We start from the raw sequence: 19,304 nt of genomic DNA, 5'->3' as shown, positions 1-19,304 counted from the left end.
CAGGGGGCTCCTTAATGTCACGCCAACTTTCCCACGAAGCCGGACCCGCTTCCGGGCAAAAGGGTCGACGGTCCTCAGAGCTGCCGGGAGTCCCGGCCTCATCCAACGGGAGCCCATCATCGCGCCCATGGCTCAGCCCTTCGGCAGTGGGGGTTGCCGCTTTCCTCGTGGCCTTCGTTGGCTCGTGGATCCCCTCGTTTTGGGACGATGAGATTGCCACAGTTTCTTCAGCGGGGCGTTCGCCTGCCGAGCTGTTTACGCTGCTCCAGTCCGTTGACGCTGTCCATGGGACTTACTACCTCTTGATGCATGCTTGGACCTCCGTCTTCGGCTTCTCAGAGCTGGCGCTTCGCACACCGTCGGCCATCGCCGTAGGCCTGGCCTGCGCGGGTACTGTCCTTATCGGACGCCGTCTTGGATCCGAGAGCATTGGAATCGCCAGCGGCCTCGTCCTTGCTGTGCTGCCACGTATGGTGTGGTCGGGAACGGAAGCCCGGCAGTATGCAATCTCTGCCTTGCTGGCGGTGGTGCTCACCCTCCTCCTGCTCCGGGCATGGGAATCGAACCACAGCATCGACTGGATCCTTTACGGAGCGTGCGCTGCTCTGGGGATATTCGTTTTCATGTTCTTTGCCCTCGCAGTGGCATCCCATGCTGTAGCGGCACTCGTCCTGCGCAAACGGATCCTTGGAACACTCGTCACGTCGGCAGGAATCGGCCTTCTGGTGCTGCCTTTCCTGCTGTTCGCGTTGACGCAGAAGGCACAGGTTGACTGGATCCAGAACCGGTCGTTCCTGCAGAACCTCAGCGCTGCCGCTGTTAAACAGTTCTTCTATGGCGACGATCGGCCCACCGGAAACCTTCCTCCCACATGGATTCTCGCGGCAGTCGGGCTGCTGGGATTGGCGCAACTGGTCCTGATCATCCTTGGCATTGTCGGCATGGCGCGAGGTGACCGGAACAGCAGGCTGCAGACGCTACTGGTGTTGTGCCTTACAACAGTGATCCTGCCCGTGACGGGTCTCCTGGTGGTCAGCCTGATTGCCCAGCCTGTCTACGTGGCCCGGTACCTGACTTTCACAGCTCCGGCCTTTGCGCTCCTCGTCGGACTCGGCCTGGACTCCGTCAGGCGCAATCAACGCCTGCTGCTGCCCGTTGCCATTGGGATTGTTCTCAGCGCAAGCCTCGTTCCGCAGCTGACCCTAAAAAGCGTCCTGAACGAACCACAGGATACTGAACGGGATATAGCGGCGATCATCGGTAATGAGACGCAGGGACCGGCTTCTGTGGTTTATGAGCGGCCGGAGCTAAGGGATGTCTCCATTGCTTACCCCTCACCGTTCAGGTCGCTTTCGGACCTGTCCCTGGGTGCTTCTCCAGCGGAGTCAGGGACGCTTTGGGGTACCAACAAGGAAGTTACCGCGGCTGCACTGTTGGGGCGCGGCCACGTGTGGTTCGTTGGCGCCGGGGGTGGCTCCATTCCTGATCTACGGGCATTCACTGACGCCGGATGCTCGTCCACCGAAGTAAAGAACTCCCAGCGGGTGCTGCTGCTTTCCTACAACTGCCCGGCGCGGTAAACCACCACGCGCCGCAAAGGGCCGGCGGCTGAACGGCGGAGAGTCAAACCGGCTGCGCCCAACGACCAAGACGTTAGACCAACGACCAAGACGTTAAACGGGGGGAGCCCACGCGTTGCCGCGTGGGCTCCTGGCGGATTGGCTCCGATGTGAATCATCAGATCCTCCTTCAATGGGGTGATCCGTTGTACTCGTGATCCGTTTGTACTGCGGGCGGTCCGCACCGGAATCATCGGTTCAGCGGTTCACACTCATCATGTACATAGCGATCAAGACAACTTCCCTGTTCTTGTCGAGCTGGTCGCCGTTGAACTGAGTCCTCTCGTTCTGCAGCGGGATGCCGATCATCGAGAAGAATTCCTCGAACTTACTGGTCACGTAGGTCACCTCCTCTCATTTACTCGAAGTGAAGTCCCGACCAGACTGGCCGATACTTGATTTTGGGCGCACCAATTAGAGCCTCTTAATTCACCAAGGAATTGGCCGGAATTGGGCAAAGAAATGCCCGATAGGGCAAGTAATTGCAAATAGGGAAACTACCCGTGGAATATGGATGCGAAAGACCCAGTGGAAGCTGGTTCCGATTCAGGAGGAATTGCGCATCCGCTTAATACCGAGGGGTGGAGACGCTGCTACCGGGCATCCCCAAAAGAAGTAGGGGATCTATCAAGGTCCTGGCCCTGGGGCCAACGGACACTAGGAGACAGTCACTCCCGTGCGAAGGCGGGCGTGGGCAGCAGAGGCGGGGTTCGCGGCGACGGTCATCTTCCATCCGCTAGTCAAAGTAATCATTTTCCCAACCTCCTTTTCTGCTGTGCCGTAGCTCCAACCGACTTCGTCGGGCTGCGCGCGCCTTGACCCTGGCAAGACGCACTGGGGCCATAAATAAAATTACACTAAAGACAGATCATTTGACCAGCCGAATTACAGACTTCTCTAAAGTTATTCTGCAATTCACACAATTGACCCGTCAAAGGGTTCCCAACCGACTGGTTAGAGGCCCCAGCGGACCACTGCGGGGGTCTTCTTGTCCCAGCCCAATGTGCAAACTTTTGCAGTGCCAAGGAGGAAGTGCCGGCCGTACTGGGCATCGAGTCCCAACCAGCGTGCCGTCAGGATCCTGGAGAAGTGTCCGTGAGCCACAATGAGTACGTTGTCCAGGCCGGACTCCAGTACCCGGGCTACGATCTTGTCCGCACGGGCAGCTACCTGATCCAGTGTTTCCCCGTTGGGAACCCCGTGAGTCCAGATCAGGTAGTCCGGGTTGTCCTTGCGAATGAGGTCCGAACTGATTCCTTCGTAGTCTCCGTAATCCCATTCCACGGCCAGGGGTTCCTGCTTGGCGTCCGGAAAGCCGGCGAGTTCAGCCGTGCGGCGTGCCCGACGGAGGGGAGAAGTGAGGACCAGATCGAAGTCGACGCCGTCCAACGCCTTCCGGGCCTCCACCGACTGCTGCTCGCCTTCAACGGTGAGAGGAAGATCGGTCAGCCCGGTGTACTGTCCGCTCTTGGACCATTCGGTCTCCCCATGACGCATGATCCAAAGCTGGGGACGGGGAGTGTTGAATTCTATGTTCACTTAAGACTCCTCGGTTGGGACATGGTCGACGTCGGCGGGTACAGGGGCGAGAGCCTCCGGTTGAGCCTCCCACCACTTCCGCAATTTTTCCTCAGCTTCACCTTGATCCAACGGACCGTGCTCCATCCGCTCCTCCAGTAGGAACTTGTAGGCACGGCCCACCACGGGACCCGGCTTCAGGCCAAGGAGCGTCATGATCTGGCCACCGTCAAGGTCCGGGCGCACAGCTTCGAGGGATTCCTGTTCGCGCAGGGCGGCGATCCTGGCTTCGAGATCGTCGTAGGCGAAGGCAAGCCGCTCAGCCTTGCGCTGGTTCCGGGTGGTGACGTCCGAACGCGTCAGCTTGTGAAGCCGATCCAACAATGGACCGGCGTCTGTGACATACCGCCGCACCGCCGAGTCGCTCCAACCCGCATCTCCATAGCCGTAGAAACGCATATGCAGCTCCACGAGCCGGGCCACGGCCTTGATGGTGTCGTTGTCAAAGCGCAGAGCCTTCATGCGTTTGGCGGTGAGCTTGGAACCCACCATGTCGTGATGCCGGAAGCTCACCGCGCCGCCGGGTTCAAAACGGCGCGTAGCCGGCTTCCCGACGTCGTGCATCAGGGCCGCAAACCGCAGCACGAAGTCCGGACCGGGCACCGGCCCGTCAGAGCCATCCTCCAAGGAAGCTGCCTGCTCAAGGACCTGGAGCGAATGCTGGTAAACATCCTTGTGCCGGTGATGCTCGTCTGATTCGAGTCGAAGCGCCGACACTTCAGGGAGCACAAACTCCGCCAGCCCGGTCTCCACCAGCAGGTCCACGCCTACGCGCGGTTGCGGGCCGCAAACCAGCTTGACGAGTTCGTCCCTGACCCGTTCTGCCGAAATGATGGTGATGCGCTCGGCCATCCTGGTCATCGCGAGGCGGACGTCTTCATGGACTGAAACGCCGAGCTGGGAGGCAAAGCGTGCGGCACGCATCATGCGCAGCGGATCATCGGAAAAGGACGTTTCAGGCGCCCCCGGCGTGGCCAGCAACGAGGCATGAAGATCGCGGACGCCACCGAAGGGATCAACGAGTTCCAGGGAGGGAAGGCGGAGCGCCATGGCGTTGATGGTGAAATCGCGACGCAGCAGATCGTCAGTCAGCGATGCGCCAAAGGCGACCACGGGCTTCCGCGATTCCGGATCGTAGGCCTCGGCGCGGTATGTGGTGATTTCTATCTGGAAGCCTGCTTTTCGCAGTCCAATGGTTCCGAAAGCACGGCCGATTTCCCAGAAGTTGTCAGCCCATTTCCGGATCAGGGCGATGGTCTGATCCGGCGTCGCGTCAGTAGTGAAATCAAGATCCGGCGAGGAACGGCCCAGGAAGAGATCGCGGACCGGACCACCTACAAGGGACAGTTCGTGACCCGCGTCGACGAAGCGCTGGCCGAGCTCCAGGACCACCGTATCCACTTTAAAATCAACGGTGTGGGAGTCAGTCGTGTGATGTGCGTGCGCCATAGTTACTTAAGCTTGGCAGAAAATCTCCAGCATTCTTCATTGAAGTACCGAAACATACTGCGAAAGAGCAGGCGCGGGAGCCCCATCAATTGGGTTTATTGAAAGTTTCCGGGTGCGGAGCCCGTCACATCCGGTCCACTTTCCTGTCATGTTCCGGTCATCACCACGGGGCAAGAGTCGTTAGAGTGGACGTTATGGCCCATCCCGTACCGAGCGCTCCCGGCAGGAGGACAAACCCACCGTTGCCGTCGGCAATCGGTGCGCACGTCGCGCCCGCGCCGCACTCGGCACCGGCCTCGCTGCCCACCGTCGAGGAAATCTCCGCTGGTGGAGTTGTGGTGGACACGTCCGACGGCGAACTAAGGGTTGCGATTATCGCCCGCCTGAACCGCGGAGGACGTCTTGAATGGTGCCTGCCGAAGGGTCACCCGGAGGGCAAGGAAAAGAACGAGGAAGCTGCTGTCCGCGAAATCGCCGAGGAAACCGGGATAGACGGGATCATTCTGGCGCCCCTGGGCAGCATTGATTACTGGTTCACAGTCAGCGGGCACCGCGTCCACAAAACGGTCCACCACTATCTCCTGAGGGCAACCGGGGGAGATCTGACCATCGAAAACGACCCCGATAAGGAAGCCGTGGACGTCGCATGGGTGCCCATCACTGAGCTGGCCCGGAAGCTGTCCTTTCCCAACGAACGCCGCATTGCCGACCTCGCCAAAGAAGTCCTGCCGGAACATCTCTGAGAGCCCTGTCACTCATGCCATCCACCCCCGCTGACAGGTATACCCTCTTGCGAGTGAGACGATGAAGGCAATGTCAGCAGCCAAACCAGAACCCGCCGAAGGCGGATCAGCCCACGCAGGAGAGGCCCGTTCCAGCGCCATTATGGCGGCTGGCACCCTGATCTCGCGGTTTTTGGGCTTCGGCAAGACGTGGATGCTGGCTTTCGCCCTGGGGCTGGGCTCCACGGTCAACGACACCTTTATTAACGCGAACAATCTGCCCAACCTCATCTTTCTCCTGGTGGCGGGCGGAGTCTTCAACGCGGTCCTTGTTCCGCAGATCATCAAAGCCAGCAAGGCGCCGGACAGGGGAGCGGACTACATCAGCCGCCTGCTGACCCTGGCCGTTATTGTCCTGTTGTCCCTGACGCTCCTGGTGACACTCTTCGCACCCCTCGTCATCGATCTGACCACGCAGAATTACTCCCCGGAACAAAAGTCGCTGGCGATCTCCTTTGCCTTCTGGTGCCTGCCGCAGATCTTTTTTTACGGTCTGTATGCCCTCCTGACCCAGGTCCTGAACGCCAACGGGGCGTTCGGACCGGCTATGTGGGCTCCGATCCTCAACAACATCGTGGCTATTGCTGGCCTGGGCATGTTCATCTGGATCCTTGGCCCGAATGTCACCAACCCGCACACCTTGGAAACCTGGGGACCGTTCCAAACCTTCCTGGTGGCTGGCTTCTCGACCATTGGCGTCGTCGCGCAGACGGCGATCCTCATGGTCCCTGTGCTGAAGCTCCGCCTGAGGCTGCGGCCCCGCTTCGGCTGGAGGGGTGTAGGACTGGGGCAGGCAGCGAAGCTCAGCGTCTGGACGCTCCTGACCGCCGCCGTCGGGCAACTCGCCTTCCTGTACGTAATGCGTATTGCCACCATCCCCGGCGCTGAACGCCTGCGCCTCGAACAAGCAGGGGATCCGGCCGCAGGGCGGCTCCCGGGCAACGCCATCTTGGAAGTGGCCAGCCAGCTGTACCTCCTCCCGCATTCGATCATTGCCCTGTCCCTGGCCACGGTGTTGTTCAACCGGATGACCAGGGCATCACAGGACGGAAACCGTGCGGCGCTGCGGGATGCCCTGTCCCACGGTCTGCGCACCATGGCCGTGGCCACTGTATTCGGGGCCCTCGCGTTGTTCGCCCTCGCCGGGCCGCTGGGGATGTTCTTCTCCGGCGGCAAGGAGCAGGACGGCGTAATGCTCGCCCAGACGCTCACCATCCTGGCCCTCAGCACACCTTTCATGAGCGCCAACTTCATGATGTCCAGGGTGTTTTATGCCAACGAGGACGCCAGGACGCCCTTCTTTATCCAGTTGATTCTGGCACTCGTCAATGTTGTGGCGGCCTTCTTCATCCAGTTTCTTCCGGCCGATCAGATCATCTTCGCCATCGCCATCCTGTACACGGTCGGCAACATCCTCTCCGTCATGGTCAGCGCCGCTTTCCTCCGCCGGCTCCTGGGGCATCTGGACGGTCCGCGGGTTGCGAATTCATATATCCGGATGGGGTATGCGGCGTTGGGTTCTGCCCTGACTGGAGCTGTGGCCCTGTGGCTGATGGGAAGCTACCAGGAAGACGGTTTCGCCTGGAGTGGCCGGATCCAGGCGCTGGTGACCATCGCCGTCGTCGGTCCTGTGATGCTGGTGACTTATCTTTTCCTGCTGAAGGCTTTCCACGTCTCCGAGCTGCGGGACCTTCTGCGGCCGCTGCTTGGCCGTCTGGGCCGCGGTCCGGCCGCTGCGCCCACTGCCCAACGGACGACGTCGGAATCGCCGGACAGGGCTACCGTTTCTGTGGACACTGGCTTGATCCCGCGTATTTCGGGAGAATTTGATTCTGCTTCATTCCGGGCAGGGCCAAAGATGGAACACGACGACGAGGATGTTGCCACTGGGGCCGGGTACCTTCCTGCAGAAGAAATCCCCAACACCGCTCGCGGCAGTATGGTCCGTCAGGAGATCCCCCTGCCGGGCCGCAGAACCTATCAGGGAACGGCCGGACACAACCCGTATTTCCGTACCCGCAGGAAAAAGAAAAAATGACCATCGCCCGGCCTGGCCCTGATTCCCACGGCAATTGCAAGGCATCGGCTAGGATCAGAAGCTAACAAGGGTAGTTGCCAACCAAGGATCGACGGACGTTCCGGATGATCCGTGATCACTGAGGGGATCATTCTGGCCAGCGCTTCCCGGACAGTCTAGGAGGAACCAGTGTCCCACCCGATCGACGTCGGATCAGTACTTGGCGGCCGCTACAAGGTCACCGCAACAGTGTTGACCTCTCACGACCAGGATCTGGTGCTGGATGGTGTGGATCAGGTTCTCAACCGTCCAGTCAGCATTTTGGTCGCCGGGCAGGGCAACGCGGACCAGGTGGCCCAAAGCGCACGTGAAGTGGCCACTGGCGAACGCCCCGGCAGCGTCCAGATCCTGGATCTGGGCGTCAGTGATGCAACCACCTACCTGATCACCAACCACACATCTGCGGCGGATCTGCTTGATCTGGTGGTGCCGTCCCACGCACCGTATGTGGAGCCGTTTTTCACGGACACCCTGGGTAGCGAAATCTTTGGCCAGCCACGCTCAAAGGAACCTGAGACGTACGACGGACTCTACGACGACGAAGAAGTCGACGCCGGCGTCATCAACTACCACAACGTGAAGCCGGCTACCCCGCAACGTCCTGCCACCCAGCCCTCGGCACCTCCCCGTCCTGCCCGTCCGGCTTCCGCTCCCTCATCCCCTCCCTCAGGGCGTACAGGTGCCGGAGCTGCTGGGGCGGCCGCGGGGGCAGCCGGGTTTGGAGCAGCCGCGGCATCGGGTCTTGGTTCCGCAACCGGCGCATCCCAGGCGCCGCGCACCGCTGCGCAGCCAGAAGCTCCATCGTCGCCCCCTCAGTCCACCGTGTCCCAGCCCGTGTCTGCCGGTAACGGCAGGCCGGAAACTGCCACGGGACCTGCTGCTGCGGTACCTGCTGCGGGGGCAGCAAATTCACCTGCCGATTCCCCGAAAGTCTCCCTCTGGGCGGAGGATGACTACGACTATCCGGCCGAATCCGATAACGGCTCCTACGACGCTGACGGTTCGGATGCGCGCAGTAATTACGTTCCTGCTGGATCCACCCAGGATGCTGACACTGACTACTACGACGACGAACCGAAGAGCGAGCCACGGTCGATGCGTTGGCTCGTAGGCGGGCTTCTCGCGGCAGTGTTGATTGTCGGCCTGGTCTTCGCAGTAGGCAATCTGGGCAGCCTGTTCAAGCCCGAGCCCAAGGCTGATGCCACCCAGGAACCTGTGGCTACGGCTCCACAAGCATCAGGGGAGCCTACGCAGACCGAAAACGCTGCGCCGACGGGTCCTCCCGCTGTGGAGGGCGTGACACGCCTTGGTAACTTCGACTTTGCGGCCACGTACGACGGCGACCTGTCCAAGACTTTCGACGGGAATGCCGCCAGCTACTGGTCAGACATGGAATTCGCCACCGATAACTGGGGCGGTTTGGCCACGGACGGCGTTTCGTTGGTTGCAAAGTTGAAGAGTCCGTCACGTATTTCGTCGATTACCCTCAGCCAGTTGGGGGCCTCCGGCGGAAGCATCAGCGTTCTCACCAATGACCGTCCCTCCCTGGACGGAGCAAAGCAGGTGGGAACAAACAGTTTCACCTCGCCGGATCTCACCATCCCGCTCTCCGAACCCGTCAACGCCCAGTATGTGATCGTGTCCATCAAGACCCTCCCTAAATTGGCTGCGCCGAAGACCCGTTTCGGCTACGGCCTCCGGCTCGCTGAGATCAAGGTTCAGTAGCTGGGTTTCACTGGCGTCCAGTAGCTTCGTTCGTCGTTAGGGTGCATAGCTTACTCATCGCTGAAATTTGGTTCACCCCGTGGCTCAATCGCGCGATGCTTTGCCCATGTTTGATGAGCAGTTGACTCCGGTAATACGAATCAACGCCTTGCCCACTCGGACGGTACCCTGAGTGGTGGTGTCTCCGCAGTATGGGGAGCGCCCGGAATATTCAGTAGGAAGATCGAGTTGTGCCATGTGCCCGGCCATTGAGGCGGGCGCATCGACCAAGGAAGAGGTTCACCGTTCAGTGAGCAACGCAGAAAACGCCACGTCAGACGTGCGTGATGTCATCATTGTCGGCTCGGGCCCTGCTGGTTACACCGCCGCGGTTTACACGGCGCGAGCCAATCTGAAGCCGTTGCTTCTGGCCGGATCCGTCACAGCGGGCGGCGAGCTGATGAATACCACTGACGTTGAAAATTACCCGGGATTTCCCGAAGGCATCATGGGCCCGGATCTCATGGAGAACTTCGAAAAGCAAGCTGCCAGGTTTGGCACGGAAATTCAGTTTGAGGACGTTACAGAGCTGGCGCTCGACGGTGACATCAAGACCGTGACAATCGCCACGGGGGAGACCTTCCGTACACGGGCCATTATTCTTTCCACTGGTTCGGCATATCGGGAACTGGGTCTTCCCAATGAGAAACGGCTTTCCGGCCATGGTGTGAGCTGGTGCGCAACCTGTGATGGTTTCTTTTTCAAGGATCAGGACATCGCTGTGATTGGTGGGGGTGACTCTGCTATGGAGGAGGCCCTCTTCCTGACGAAGTTTGCGAAGTCTGTCACAGTGGTTCACCGCCGCGACACCCTGAAGGCTTCCAAAATCATGGCCGACCGTGCGCTTGCTCACGAGAAGATCAACTTTGTCTGGAACTCAGCCGTCCAGGACATCGTGGGCCAGGAGAAGGTCACCGGTCTGAAACTGAAGAATCTTGTCGATGGAACCGAGACAGACCTCGCGGTAACCGGAGTGTTCGTGGCTATCGGTAACGATCCCCGAACAGAACTCATCAAGGACTCCTTGGAACTGACCCTCGAGGGCACTATCGCCGTGGAGGGCCGCAGCTCAAAGACCAGCATCCCGGGTGTTTTCGCCGCCGGCGACGTGGTCGACCCGACCTACCGGCAGGCCATCACCGCCTCGGGGTCCGGCTGTGTTGCTGCAATTGATGTTGAGCACTACCTCGCAGATTTCCAGGCCTGAGATTCAGACGTTTCACGGCGCCGCTATAAGTTAAGGAGAAAGACAAGGGTATGAGTAACGCAAGAGACGTAACAGACTCCAGTTTCGGCACGGACGTATTGGCCTCAGAAAAGCCGGTTATTGTCGACTTCTGGGCAGAGTGGTGTGGCCCCTGCCGTAAGCTGAGCCCCATTCTGGATGAGATTTCGGTGCAGTACGGGGAAAAGGTGGAAGTCGTCAAGGTGAACGTGGATGACAATCCGGCCATCGCCGCCGAATACGGCATCACCTCGATTCCCGCCGTCTACCTGTTCAAAGATGGCGAAGTGAAGAGCACCGTAATCGGCGCAAGGCCGAAGCAGTACTTTGAGAAGGAATTTGCGGACGTCCTGTCCTGACCCGGAGAAGGACAGTTGGCAGAACGCGTAGTCAGCCGATTGCTTAGGTAGCTGAATGCGTAGTTAGCTGAAGGCGGCCCCTATGGGGTCGCCTTTTGCTTTCTCTAGCGCAAGCGATCGGCCACGACCGAGAGGGTTCACTCCTGATGAGGCTGGTGCCTAGAAATCAGCTGATTTCCATTGTTCTCTTGGTTTCTTTTCCTGAGAAGAGAATCTGGCGTGGATGAACTCGCAACCAACATTTCCTAGCGGGATTTGAGCCCGTCTTGTCGGAGAAACACTCCCGTTCACCTACTTCGCCAACCTTCCTCGAAAATGCTCGTCGTGTGGCCTGGCTCGTGAAGGACTGTCCCCGTCGGCGGCCCTAAAGAGGCGCTCAGCCCCACACGTCAGCGCCGAGGGAACTGCCAGTGCCCGTTGACTAGTTGTGTGCACGATGTTTCACGTGAAACAGGGCTCCTAGTCACTGGTTCTAGTGGGCTTTTCTGGAACACTTCCAGGTTGTCCGCCTCGACCAGGTTGTCCGCCTCGACGGAAATCGCAAATCAAAGACCGGGAAAGCTGGCATCGACGCCAGAACATTGCGAAGTAGGCGCGCTTCCTTGGTATCTCAGTCGGGCTCTCGCGACGACACCTCCCGGTCTAGTGACTTCTCGTCGCCTATTCACTTGGAGAGGCGGGTGTCCACCGCTGTGTACGGGGTGTGTAGTAGCGCCCGGAACCGTACCGACCTATAACAAGCTAGCAGGCAAGATTTCTCACTCATTAGCCATGGGTCATAAACAGTCAGGATTTTTGGGCGAATTCGTATTATTTTCAGATCCTCCTCTTCTGGGAAGTTTCTACACGCCGCACCGCCCTACTACACGTGTTTCACGTGAAACAAGAGCTGCAGCACGGGTAGCGCCAAATTGAATGCATCTCAGCGAACGTCGTCAAAGCCAGAATCGTGAAAGGTGCCAGATGCGCTCAACGCTGAGTCGGGTACACGAAGCCTTGCCCACGGTTTTGGTTGCCTTTTCCGACAAATCCGGGTCCGCGATGAGAGAGATCCACATCATTGACCGGATTTGAAGTCTTCATTGGCAGGTAGGACTCCCACGGCGGTGCCGAACATGCCAATAACATCTCCGTCTCCGCCTGATGACGGCGAATCAGCGAGTTGGACCTCGATTACGAAGATGGAGATCCACAATCACCGCTCCCGCCTCCGCCTCTCCACTATGCCAGGCCCGTTGTAGCAGTAACGGGGCCAAGATTCGTCTTCCAATCAAAGTTCAGGCGTTGTCTTGAGCGAAGCAGCGGCACGGATCCTGAAAGTGGGAAAATGTCCAAGGGTCCCGGCTGAGCTTCTATTCAATTGGTCGCAGCACTAGGGGACATGCTATTCATGGCATCGCAGGGCGTACTACGCGCGCATCCAGGAATGCCGGCGATCTTGTTTCACGTGAAACATGACAGTAAGTAGCTCCCTAGACATACGTTGCGTGACAGACGTTCCCAGTGAAACCGTACAAAGGATCGAGTACGTCCGACGAGCCCGTAATCCACGTTCGCCTTCGATTCCTGCTGTCCGTGAAGGCACGGAATCAGACCGACAGACAGTAAGGGATCAAGCACCCCCGACTGGTAGTCGACCTAGGCGAGCCCTCGAGCTAGGCGAGCCCTCGAGCTAGGCGAGCCATCGGACTGCAATGTCCCGCTACGTGGATCCGTACATTCTTGCCGAGTACCCTCCGATATCGAACACTGCCGGGCCAGTCGGCAGAACTTTGTCCTTTATCCCAGCCTTCAAAGCCATTGGTCCCGGTACTGCGGCGATAGCCAAAAACTCTTAGAGTATCCGTGCCCCCGAACGATAGCCAGGGAGCGCCCACCTAGGCGCCCGAGCCAGCCATTCGGCGTGGTGGAGTTGTCTTGTCGTCGCCATGGTCGGGGCCGGGAGCGAGAGCCTGACGCCACCTCACCGATACACACACTCACATCAACTGGAGCGACCGTCCCGTGGCATTTGCACGACGAAATCAATCCAGATGATCGGGAAGTCAACGCCGTCCGCATTCAATGTTTCACGTGAAACACATCGACGCCATCGGATGCGAGCCAAGCAACTCGTAGCAGGGTGGGCTGCTTTACGAGCGGTCCGATCATCGCTGGCCGAATCTTCACGGCTAGTGCCAGATTTCCGGCCAGGATGCGAACAGGAAATGAGCTGGAGGGCGAGCACCACATGGACCATGACAGACCACCAGGACTCCTGGCACAAGGACACAGACTGCCGACCAGTATGTTCAGCCCGCGAGACACCCAAGCCTTGATCATCAGAAGAAGCACGCTCGGATTAGACCTACCCTACGGAGTCGGCCTTTGAGTGGCTTCACACAAAGAGGGGCTTCCAGAACATGACGGACCCAATGCGCATGGGGGCTATGAACAAACTATCCGGCAGCGACTCTCTTTCCCCCTGAAGAACTGACAGCACCGCCATCTGACCGAAGAGACGCGAGCGGACGGTCTAGCAATCGACAGCGGGAAATCTTGGGTCGAACACGTGGCCACGGACGAGGGAAGACGGATATCGATTCGGACAATGCGAGAGGTCGTCATCCGAGACGTGAGGCAATCCGGACGCCCTCTTTTTCTGGCACGTGACCACCCGGCCACCCAACTGGATGAGTCCTGGTCGCTCTACTCGTTGAATAATCCACAGTCATCTCGAAAGTTATCCACACCGTTACCCACAGGCAAGTGAGTCGTAATTCACAGGGGCACGGCTGGACCGCACTGAAACCATGAGCGACAAACTGCTCCAAACCAACGGTCGTTTCGGACCGGGGGAACCAAGCGCAAGAAAGTTGTTGTCATGGCATCCCAGGCGGCATCTCATGAAGACAGAGGAAACCACCGTTTTTGTGCGTCTTTTCGGTGGTAGTTGGTCCGTTTTGCCGTTCAGTTGTGTCAAAGCAGTCGTTTCACGTGAAACATCTCACGAAACCAGAGATACGAGTTTGAGCTGCAACGAATCAGCGGCTACATGACGTCCCGCCCATCCAGCGACGAGCCAGTGACACCCAACATTTGTCCACAAAGTTATCCACAGGGATATCCACCGCTGCATCCACCATCTCTCCGGTTATTCACATTGCGTCCAGGTAGGTGCCTGAAGTACGAGAGGAGTGGTCTTGAACCACCGGAAGAGGAAAAGCTCCTGGGCAGAATCAGCCAAGCGCGCCAGACACAATCCATTAGGAGCACCGATATCGGCGCTGAAGGGGGCATGCTCCCACGCGACTTACTGTTGCCCGACCCTATGGTGAGCTTTGCATTGGCGTGGACGAAGAGGTGCGACCCACGGATCTCAGACCTCCGTCGAAGGTCTCCCAAAGGGCGTCGGTTCCTAAGGCCATGAAGGATTTGTATAACCTTGGTGCCAAGAGCTACGTGAACGTCTCATAGAAGGGCCCAGTACAGCAAACCGTTGGCCGACAGCAGCAGGGGGGAGCGACAGGCGCCTGGTGTGCAGTCCGAAGAAGGATTAGAGAATAGCCAGAGTAGTGCGGTTAATCGGACACGTTAGCACCAGGTTCTAGAACGCTGACGGAACTACCCACGTGCACGGGCCGACCGGCCGACGAAGGTCGGCACGGGAAACCTCTGGCCGATCCGTGTCCGTTCTGATCACCGACAGCTTTCAGTCATGGATAGAGGGAATGTCCAGTTCCTATTCTTCGAGGGCTGGCAGTTGTCTGGGGCTGACCCATGGGCGAGGCCCGCTATTGCCCTCAGCTGCTCTGCTGTCATCCTCCTGGACCCCTACCCATCGTCGTCCTGCTACAGAGATCCTAGTCGACTAGGAGGCTCCAGCGTTGAGCGGATACGGTGCAGCGGGAAGGGCCCCTGCTGGAGGACTCCAAGCGAGAACCATGGAACCAGTCCCAAGCATGGCAAGCAATCCCTGGAACTCGTTAAAAACCCCATCATTGGCTTACACGGAAATCATCGAGCATTCCCGGGCTGTTGCTCATCCTAACTAATGCCGAGGAAATCGTATCGGTGAAAAGGTCGCCTCTGGGGGCGTCGGGAACCTGATCGCCGTAGGCGTGTCTGCCCACGCGCGGTCTGATTCCGCTCTTGCTCCTTGTGGGGGCCAACTGTTGCGCCACAACCTTCTAGCCGAAATACCAGCACCCCTCTCCATATGTTCCACTCATCATGACACTACTGCTGCCGGCTGCCAGGAAGTGGTTCGAGACTTGTGCCCACACTGGTGTACGTTTCACGTGAAACATTCCACCGTCGGAACCATACGAGAAGCCCGAAGTATCTGGAGAGGCCAGCTTAGAGAGCCGTGCCCGTCACCCCCTTTCATAGTGGACGGCTGAACGGAGCTGGAGAAAAAGTGGACGAGCTATGCCGACTGCAAACAGTGGTTCTAGTGAGGATCGATGTGCAGCTGGAGAAGTTCCACCAGGACGGACTGTTCAATGCACTGCCGGAAACACGCGGACTTTTCCGTGACTATCGCGCCAAATCTGTTCCGAGGTTGTCTGCGGTAAGAGGGTTCAGCCTCAGCGTATAAGGATGACTAGCAGCGACGGCTCTCGAACCACGAGGACTCCTTCGACAACGCACCCCACTCCTCGGGCAGGAGACCGGAAACGGAACGATCAGGTGCCTATGCCAATACTCCGATTTTGATGGTAAATGACCGGTTCTTCAGTTGAAGGCTGGTACCCGTTTGAGGGACGGGGCACCATGTGACTCTGAACTGATGCGAGCACAACTCTTCCACTACCGTTTCACGTGAAACACTAGCGTCTTGGCGTCCAAAACGAGGATCGCCGAATTCTCAGGAGATAGCTCGTGCTTGTGGTCCGGAAACTTCTCAAACAGGACCATCGATACCCTGATCAGACCGCTGCGATACACGGACAAGACGGCAGAATAGGACTAAGGCTGCTGACTCGCAGCAGTGAAGGCTGCAGAAGTCCGGCAAATAGCTCTACAGCCCCACCCCACCGCGAACGCCGTTCATTCGCATTTTATGCCCTCATTGGCGCTGAACCAGGACGCTTGAAAACCATGGCTGTTATAGCGAGAGATCATCCATTCTGGGACGCCAAGGCACCGGTAGGCGTCTGTGCAGATGATCCCGAGCGCCGTTTACTTGGGTTTAATCCTTCACATGACGGTTATCGCTGATGCCATCTGAGACTTTGTGCAGTTGATTGCAGGGCCCCAGCAGGGCGCTCGCCCTTATGTTTCACGTGGAACCCGATTCCCATCGACATCATGCCAAACTGGCCAGTCGTGAACAGGGTTGTCCATTCACCCCGATGTTTGTTCGCCACATTGCCATCCACGACGCAAGTGCCAGCAAAAGAGTAGCTTTTCATTCTTATCCAATCGTCTGGTTTCACGTGAAACCTGCGCGCGGACCCGCTGCCGCCTTCTGCAGTACGTCAACTAATTCGACTGCAGGGTCTACTGCAGCGTGAATTCCCGCGCCGCCAATGCCTCCGCACTGCCAACGTCCAGAAGCTTTCAGTCAAAAGAAGTCGTATTCAAGGCCGCTTTTCCACAGAATAGAGACAAAACATCAAACTTCGAACACCAGTCCGCATAACAAGCTATCAAAGGACCGCAGCGTTTTTACCAGGTGAGTACATTCACTTGTCCTCCCAAGACAAGCAGGCCGGCAACGGGGATTCGCCCGATTTGCCCTCTCAAGAGAAGCGTCAGGACGGCCAAGGAAAACTAGTAGCCCTTAGCCGTCGCCCTGACCCGGCTTGGGTAGCAGCATTCGGGCTGAAAACCTTGAAGGTTTACGCACAGGGCTCGATTCTCGAAGGCCACGATGCCTAGCGAGGCCAATCCAACCTATAGGCAGTGCAAACCGGAACTTCGCGCAGATAGCCTAAAGCAAGGTTCCACAAAGAGGCGGTGCTGTTCAAACCGCACTGGCTAAAGATAAAGGGCCTGTTTCACGTGAAACAGGCCCTTCAAAGCAGCAGGTTCAATTTTCCGAGTTGGGAGCAAGAACTTCCATAATGCGGTTGAGGTCTTCCACGCTTGCAAACTCGATGCTGACACGGCCTTTGCGTGCACCAAGGGAAATCTTGACACTAGTGTCCAAACGGTCAGAAAGGGACGACGCAAGATAGTCCAAGCGCTCGTGCCTTGCCCCGGGGCGGGGAACGTTGTTCTTAGCCGCAGTAGCCGGCGCCTGGTACAGGGTGACTGCTTCCTCGGTGGCGCGGACGGACATTCCCTCTGCCACGATCTTCTGAGCAAGGCGTTCCATTGCAGCGGCGTCAGGCAATGAAAGCAAGGCTCGCGCATGGCCGGCAGAAATCACACCGGCCGCAACACGTCGCTGGACCAAGGGAGGCAGCTTCAGCAATCGCAGCGTATTGGACACCTGCGGCCGCGAACGGCCGATACGGTCCGCCAACTGCTCATGGGTGGTTCCAAAATCTTCAAGCAACTGCTGGTAAGCAGCCGCTTCCTCCAAGGGGTTCAGCTGGCTTCGATGCAGGTTCTCGAGGAGTGCATCCCTGAGAAGATCGTCATCAGTGGTGTCACGGACGATTGCAGGAATCGTAGCCAGGCCGGCGGCCTGCACTGCACGCCAGCGACGCTCACCCATGACGAGCTCATACGGTTCTCCACCTTTTTCGGTTGAAGTCCGCACCACAATTGGCTGGAGGACACCGATTTCGCGAACGGAGTGCACGAGCTCAGCCATGTCGTCCTCATCGAAGACAGAACGGGGCTGTTTACGGTTCGGGTGAATATCCTCCACTGGAATTTCCGCAAAACGGACCCCGGGGACTTCCACGAGCTCGACTTCCTGGCTCAAGTCTGAAGTTTCCAAGTTGCCACCGTCGTTCTCGGCTGCCTTGGCCTGGACACCGGCGGCCGGGGTAGCTCTCGGTGCCGGGACGCTCTTCCGCGTACCAGAAGCTGCTGTCTTGGCTGGCCCGCTGGTCTCCGCGCTTGCTGCCTTCTGGGTTCCACGCGCAGCAGGCCTCGTCGGCTTTTCGGACGTTGGGGCCGGGGATGCGTCGCCCTCATTGGGAGGAGTGATCGCAGAGGCGGTCTTCCGTGCTTCAGGAAAGAAGAGATCCACGGGCCGAGACGGCGACGGTGACCCGTTGCCGGATCCGTTGGTCGGCGCGGAACTTGGAATGAGTGCTCCAAGTCCACGGCCCAGGCCGCGTCTCTTTTCGCTCATCGGATAATTCCCTCCATTGGACGAGCCCGGCAGTCCTGGCTCTGGTTGGTGCAATTCTTGAAATTCTAGCGTTCGGCAATTTCGGCGGCAGCTTCCAAATAGGAAAGCGCACCGCTGGAGGAGGGGTCATACGTCATAACGGTCTGTTGATAGCTTGGTGCTTCCGAAATACGTACAGAGCGCGGAACCACGGCACCCAGGACTTGCTTCGGGAAGTGCTGGCGAACTTCGGCAGCTACCTGGGCAGCCAGGTTGGTGCGCCCGTCATACATCGTCAGGAGAATTGTTGATACCTCGAGATCTGCGTTCAGGTGCTTCTGGATCATCTCGATGTTCTTCAGCAGCTGACTCAGGCCTTCCAGTGCGTAGTACTCGCACTGGATGGGAATGAGAACCTCATCAGCTGCACAGAATGCGTTGACGGTGAGGAGGCCGAGGCTGGGTGGGCAGTCGATGAAGATGTAGTCGAGGCGTTCCTCGCCGTTCTTCACGCGTTCCTTGGCATAGACGTCAATGGCCCTGCGAAGTCTTTGTTCCCTGGCCACCAAGGAGACCAACTCAATCTCTGCACCGGCGAGGTGGATTGTGGCGGGAGCACAAATCAGGTTCTCAATGTCGGGGCAGGGAGCAACAACTTCGTGCAGTGGCATGTCATTGATCAGGACGTCGTAGATGCTGTCGACGTCGGCGTGGTGTTCGACACCGAGGGCCGTAGAGGCATTGCCTTGGGGATCAATGTCTATCACAAGTACATGGAGTCCAGCGGCGGCCAGGGCGGCAGCAATGTTAACCGTCGTCGTGGTCTTTCCCACGCCGCCTTTTTGATTAGAGACGGTGAAGACGCGGGTCTTCTCGGGCTTAGGAAGTTCACGCCCAAGGAGCCGTTCACGTCGTCGGTTCTCGTGCGCAAGGTCCCTCGCGATGGGGCTGGAATCGTCCATGGTATCCATAACGTTACTGAGCCCCCCAGAGGTAGTTTCACGTGAAACTGCAAGGCTGGCTTCCCCGAAAATGGAGCCAACACGGAATGGTGGCAAAGCCTGAGTCGTGGAAGGCGCGACCATGGCACGCGCTGACCCCAAAGACACAAACGGTGGAATCCGCTGCGTGGAGGCTTCGCTACTCGTCATGTGACACTCTCACTCTCATTCGGCTTTTCATGCCGTTCACTAGCCTAACTGCTTACCCCTCCAGACGAATGGCGCATTGCCAGC

At 58.4% G+C, this 19,304-nt stretch carries 11 protein-coding genes; 6 read left to right on the top strand and 5 right to left on the bottom strand.

The window, feature by feature from the left end:
* The first annotated feature begins 14 nt into the window (after positions 1-14).
* On the top strand, positions 15-1,580 hold the full coding sequence (locus tag M1E05_RS01180; protein WP_461164192.1) for a glycosyltransferase family 39 protein: 1,566 nt from the start codon (positions 15-17) through the stop codon (positions 1,578-1,580).
* Positions 1,581-1,817: 237 nt separating this feature from the next.
* Here M1E05_RS01180 and M1E05_RS01175 read toward each other — a convergent pair whose 3' ends face one another.
* The 3 genes from M1E05_RS01175 to M1E05_RS01165 form a co-directional block, all read right to left on the bottom strand.
* A complete protein-coding gene (locus M1E05_RS01175; RefSeq protein ID WP_458112571.1) occupies positions 1,818-1,958 on the bottom strand; it encodes a hypothetical protein in 141 nt (46 codons plus the stop codon).
* 615 nt (positions 1,959-2,573) lie between these two features.
* Positions 2,574-3,116: a histidine phosphatase family protein gene (locus tag M1E05_RS01170; protein ID WP_247041842.1), complete on the bottom strand. Its 543-nt coding sequence runs from the start codon at positions 3,114-3,116 to the stop codon at positions 2,574-2,576.
* 42 nt (positions 3,117-3,158) lie between these two features.
* Positions 3,159-4,646, bottom strand: a complete 1,488-nt coding sequence (locus tag M1E05_RS01165; protein WP_461164191.1) for a CCA tRNA nucleotidyltransferase — start codon at positions 4,644-4,646, stop codon at positions 3,159-3,161.
* Positions 4,647-4,888: 242 nt separating this feature from the next.
* On the opposite strand from M1E05_RS01165, the gene M1E05_RS01160 reads away from it, so the two are divergent.
* The 5 genes from M1E05_RS01160 (at position 4,889) to trxA (ending at position 10,853) form a co-directional block, all read left to right on the top strand.
* Positions 4,889-5,389, top strand: coding sequence for an NUDIX hydrolase (locus M1E05_RS01160; protein ID WP_458114593.1), 501 nt, complete (start codon positions 4,889-4,891; stop codon positions 5,387-5,389).
* Positions 5,390-5,450: 61 nt separating this feature from the next.
* Complete coding sequence (murJ, locus tag M1E05_RS01155; protein ID WP_461164190.1) at positions 5,451-7,466, top strand: murein biosynthesis integral membrane protein MurJ; 2,016 nt, start codon at positions 5,451-5,453, stop codon at positions 7,464-7,466.
* A gap of 168 nt (positions 7,467-7,634) precedes the next feature.
* The gene (locus M1E05_RS01150) at positions 7,635-9,230 is read left to right on the top strand and encodes an ABC transporter substrate-binding protein (RefSeq protein ID WP_461164189.1); all 1,596 of its coding nucleotides are present in this window, start codon (positions 7,635-7,637) and stop codon (positions 9,228-9,230) included.
* A gap of 289 nt (positions 9,231-9,519) precedes the next feature.
* The gene (gene trxB / locus M1E05_RS01145) at positions 9,520-10,476 is read left to right on the top strand and encodes a thioredoxin-disulfide reductase (RefSeq protein ID WP_458112575.1); all 957 of its coding nucleotides are present in this window, start codon (positions 9,520-9,522) and stop codon (positions 10,474-10,476) included.
* A 50-nt stretch (positions 10,477-10,526) separates the two neighbouring features.
* Entirely contained in the window at positions 10,527-10,853 is a 327-nt protein-coding gene (trxA, locus tag M1E05_RS01140; protein WP_458112576.1) for a thioredoxin, read from the top strand.
* Positions 10,854-16,869: 6,016 nt separating this feature from the next.
* Here the strand turns inward: trxA and M1E05_RS01135 are convergent.
* Together M1E05_RS01135 and M1E05_RS01130 are read right to left on the bottom strand one after the other, a co-directional pair.
* Positions 16,870-18,090 (bottom strand): ParB/RepB/Spo0J family partition protein, encoded by a 1,221-nt coding sequence (locus M1E05_RS01135; protein ID WP_461164188.1) that lies wholly within the window; start codon positions 18,088-18,090, stop codon positions 16,870-16,872.
* Positions 18,091-18,155: 65 nt separating this feature from the next.
* The gene (locus M1E05_RS01130; RefSeq protein WP_461164187.1) at positions 18,156-19,220 is read right to left on the bottom strand and encodes a ParA family protein; all 1,065 of its coding nucleotides are present in this window, start codon (positions 19,218-19,220) and stop codon (positions 18,156-18,158) included.
* Positions 19,221-19,304 lie beyond the last annotated feature (84 nt).

This window comes from Arthrobacter sp. R4-81 (assembly GCF_054792365.1).
Note: the sequence above shows the minus strand (reverse complement) of the source record. Positions and strands in the feature narration are given on the sequence as shown.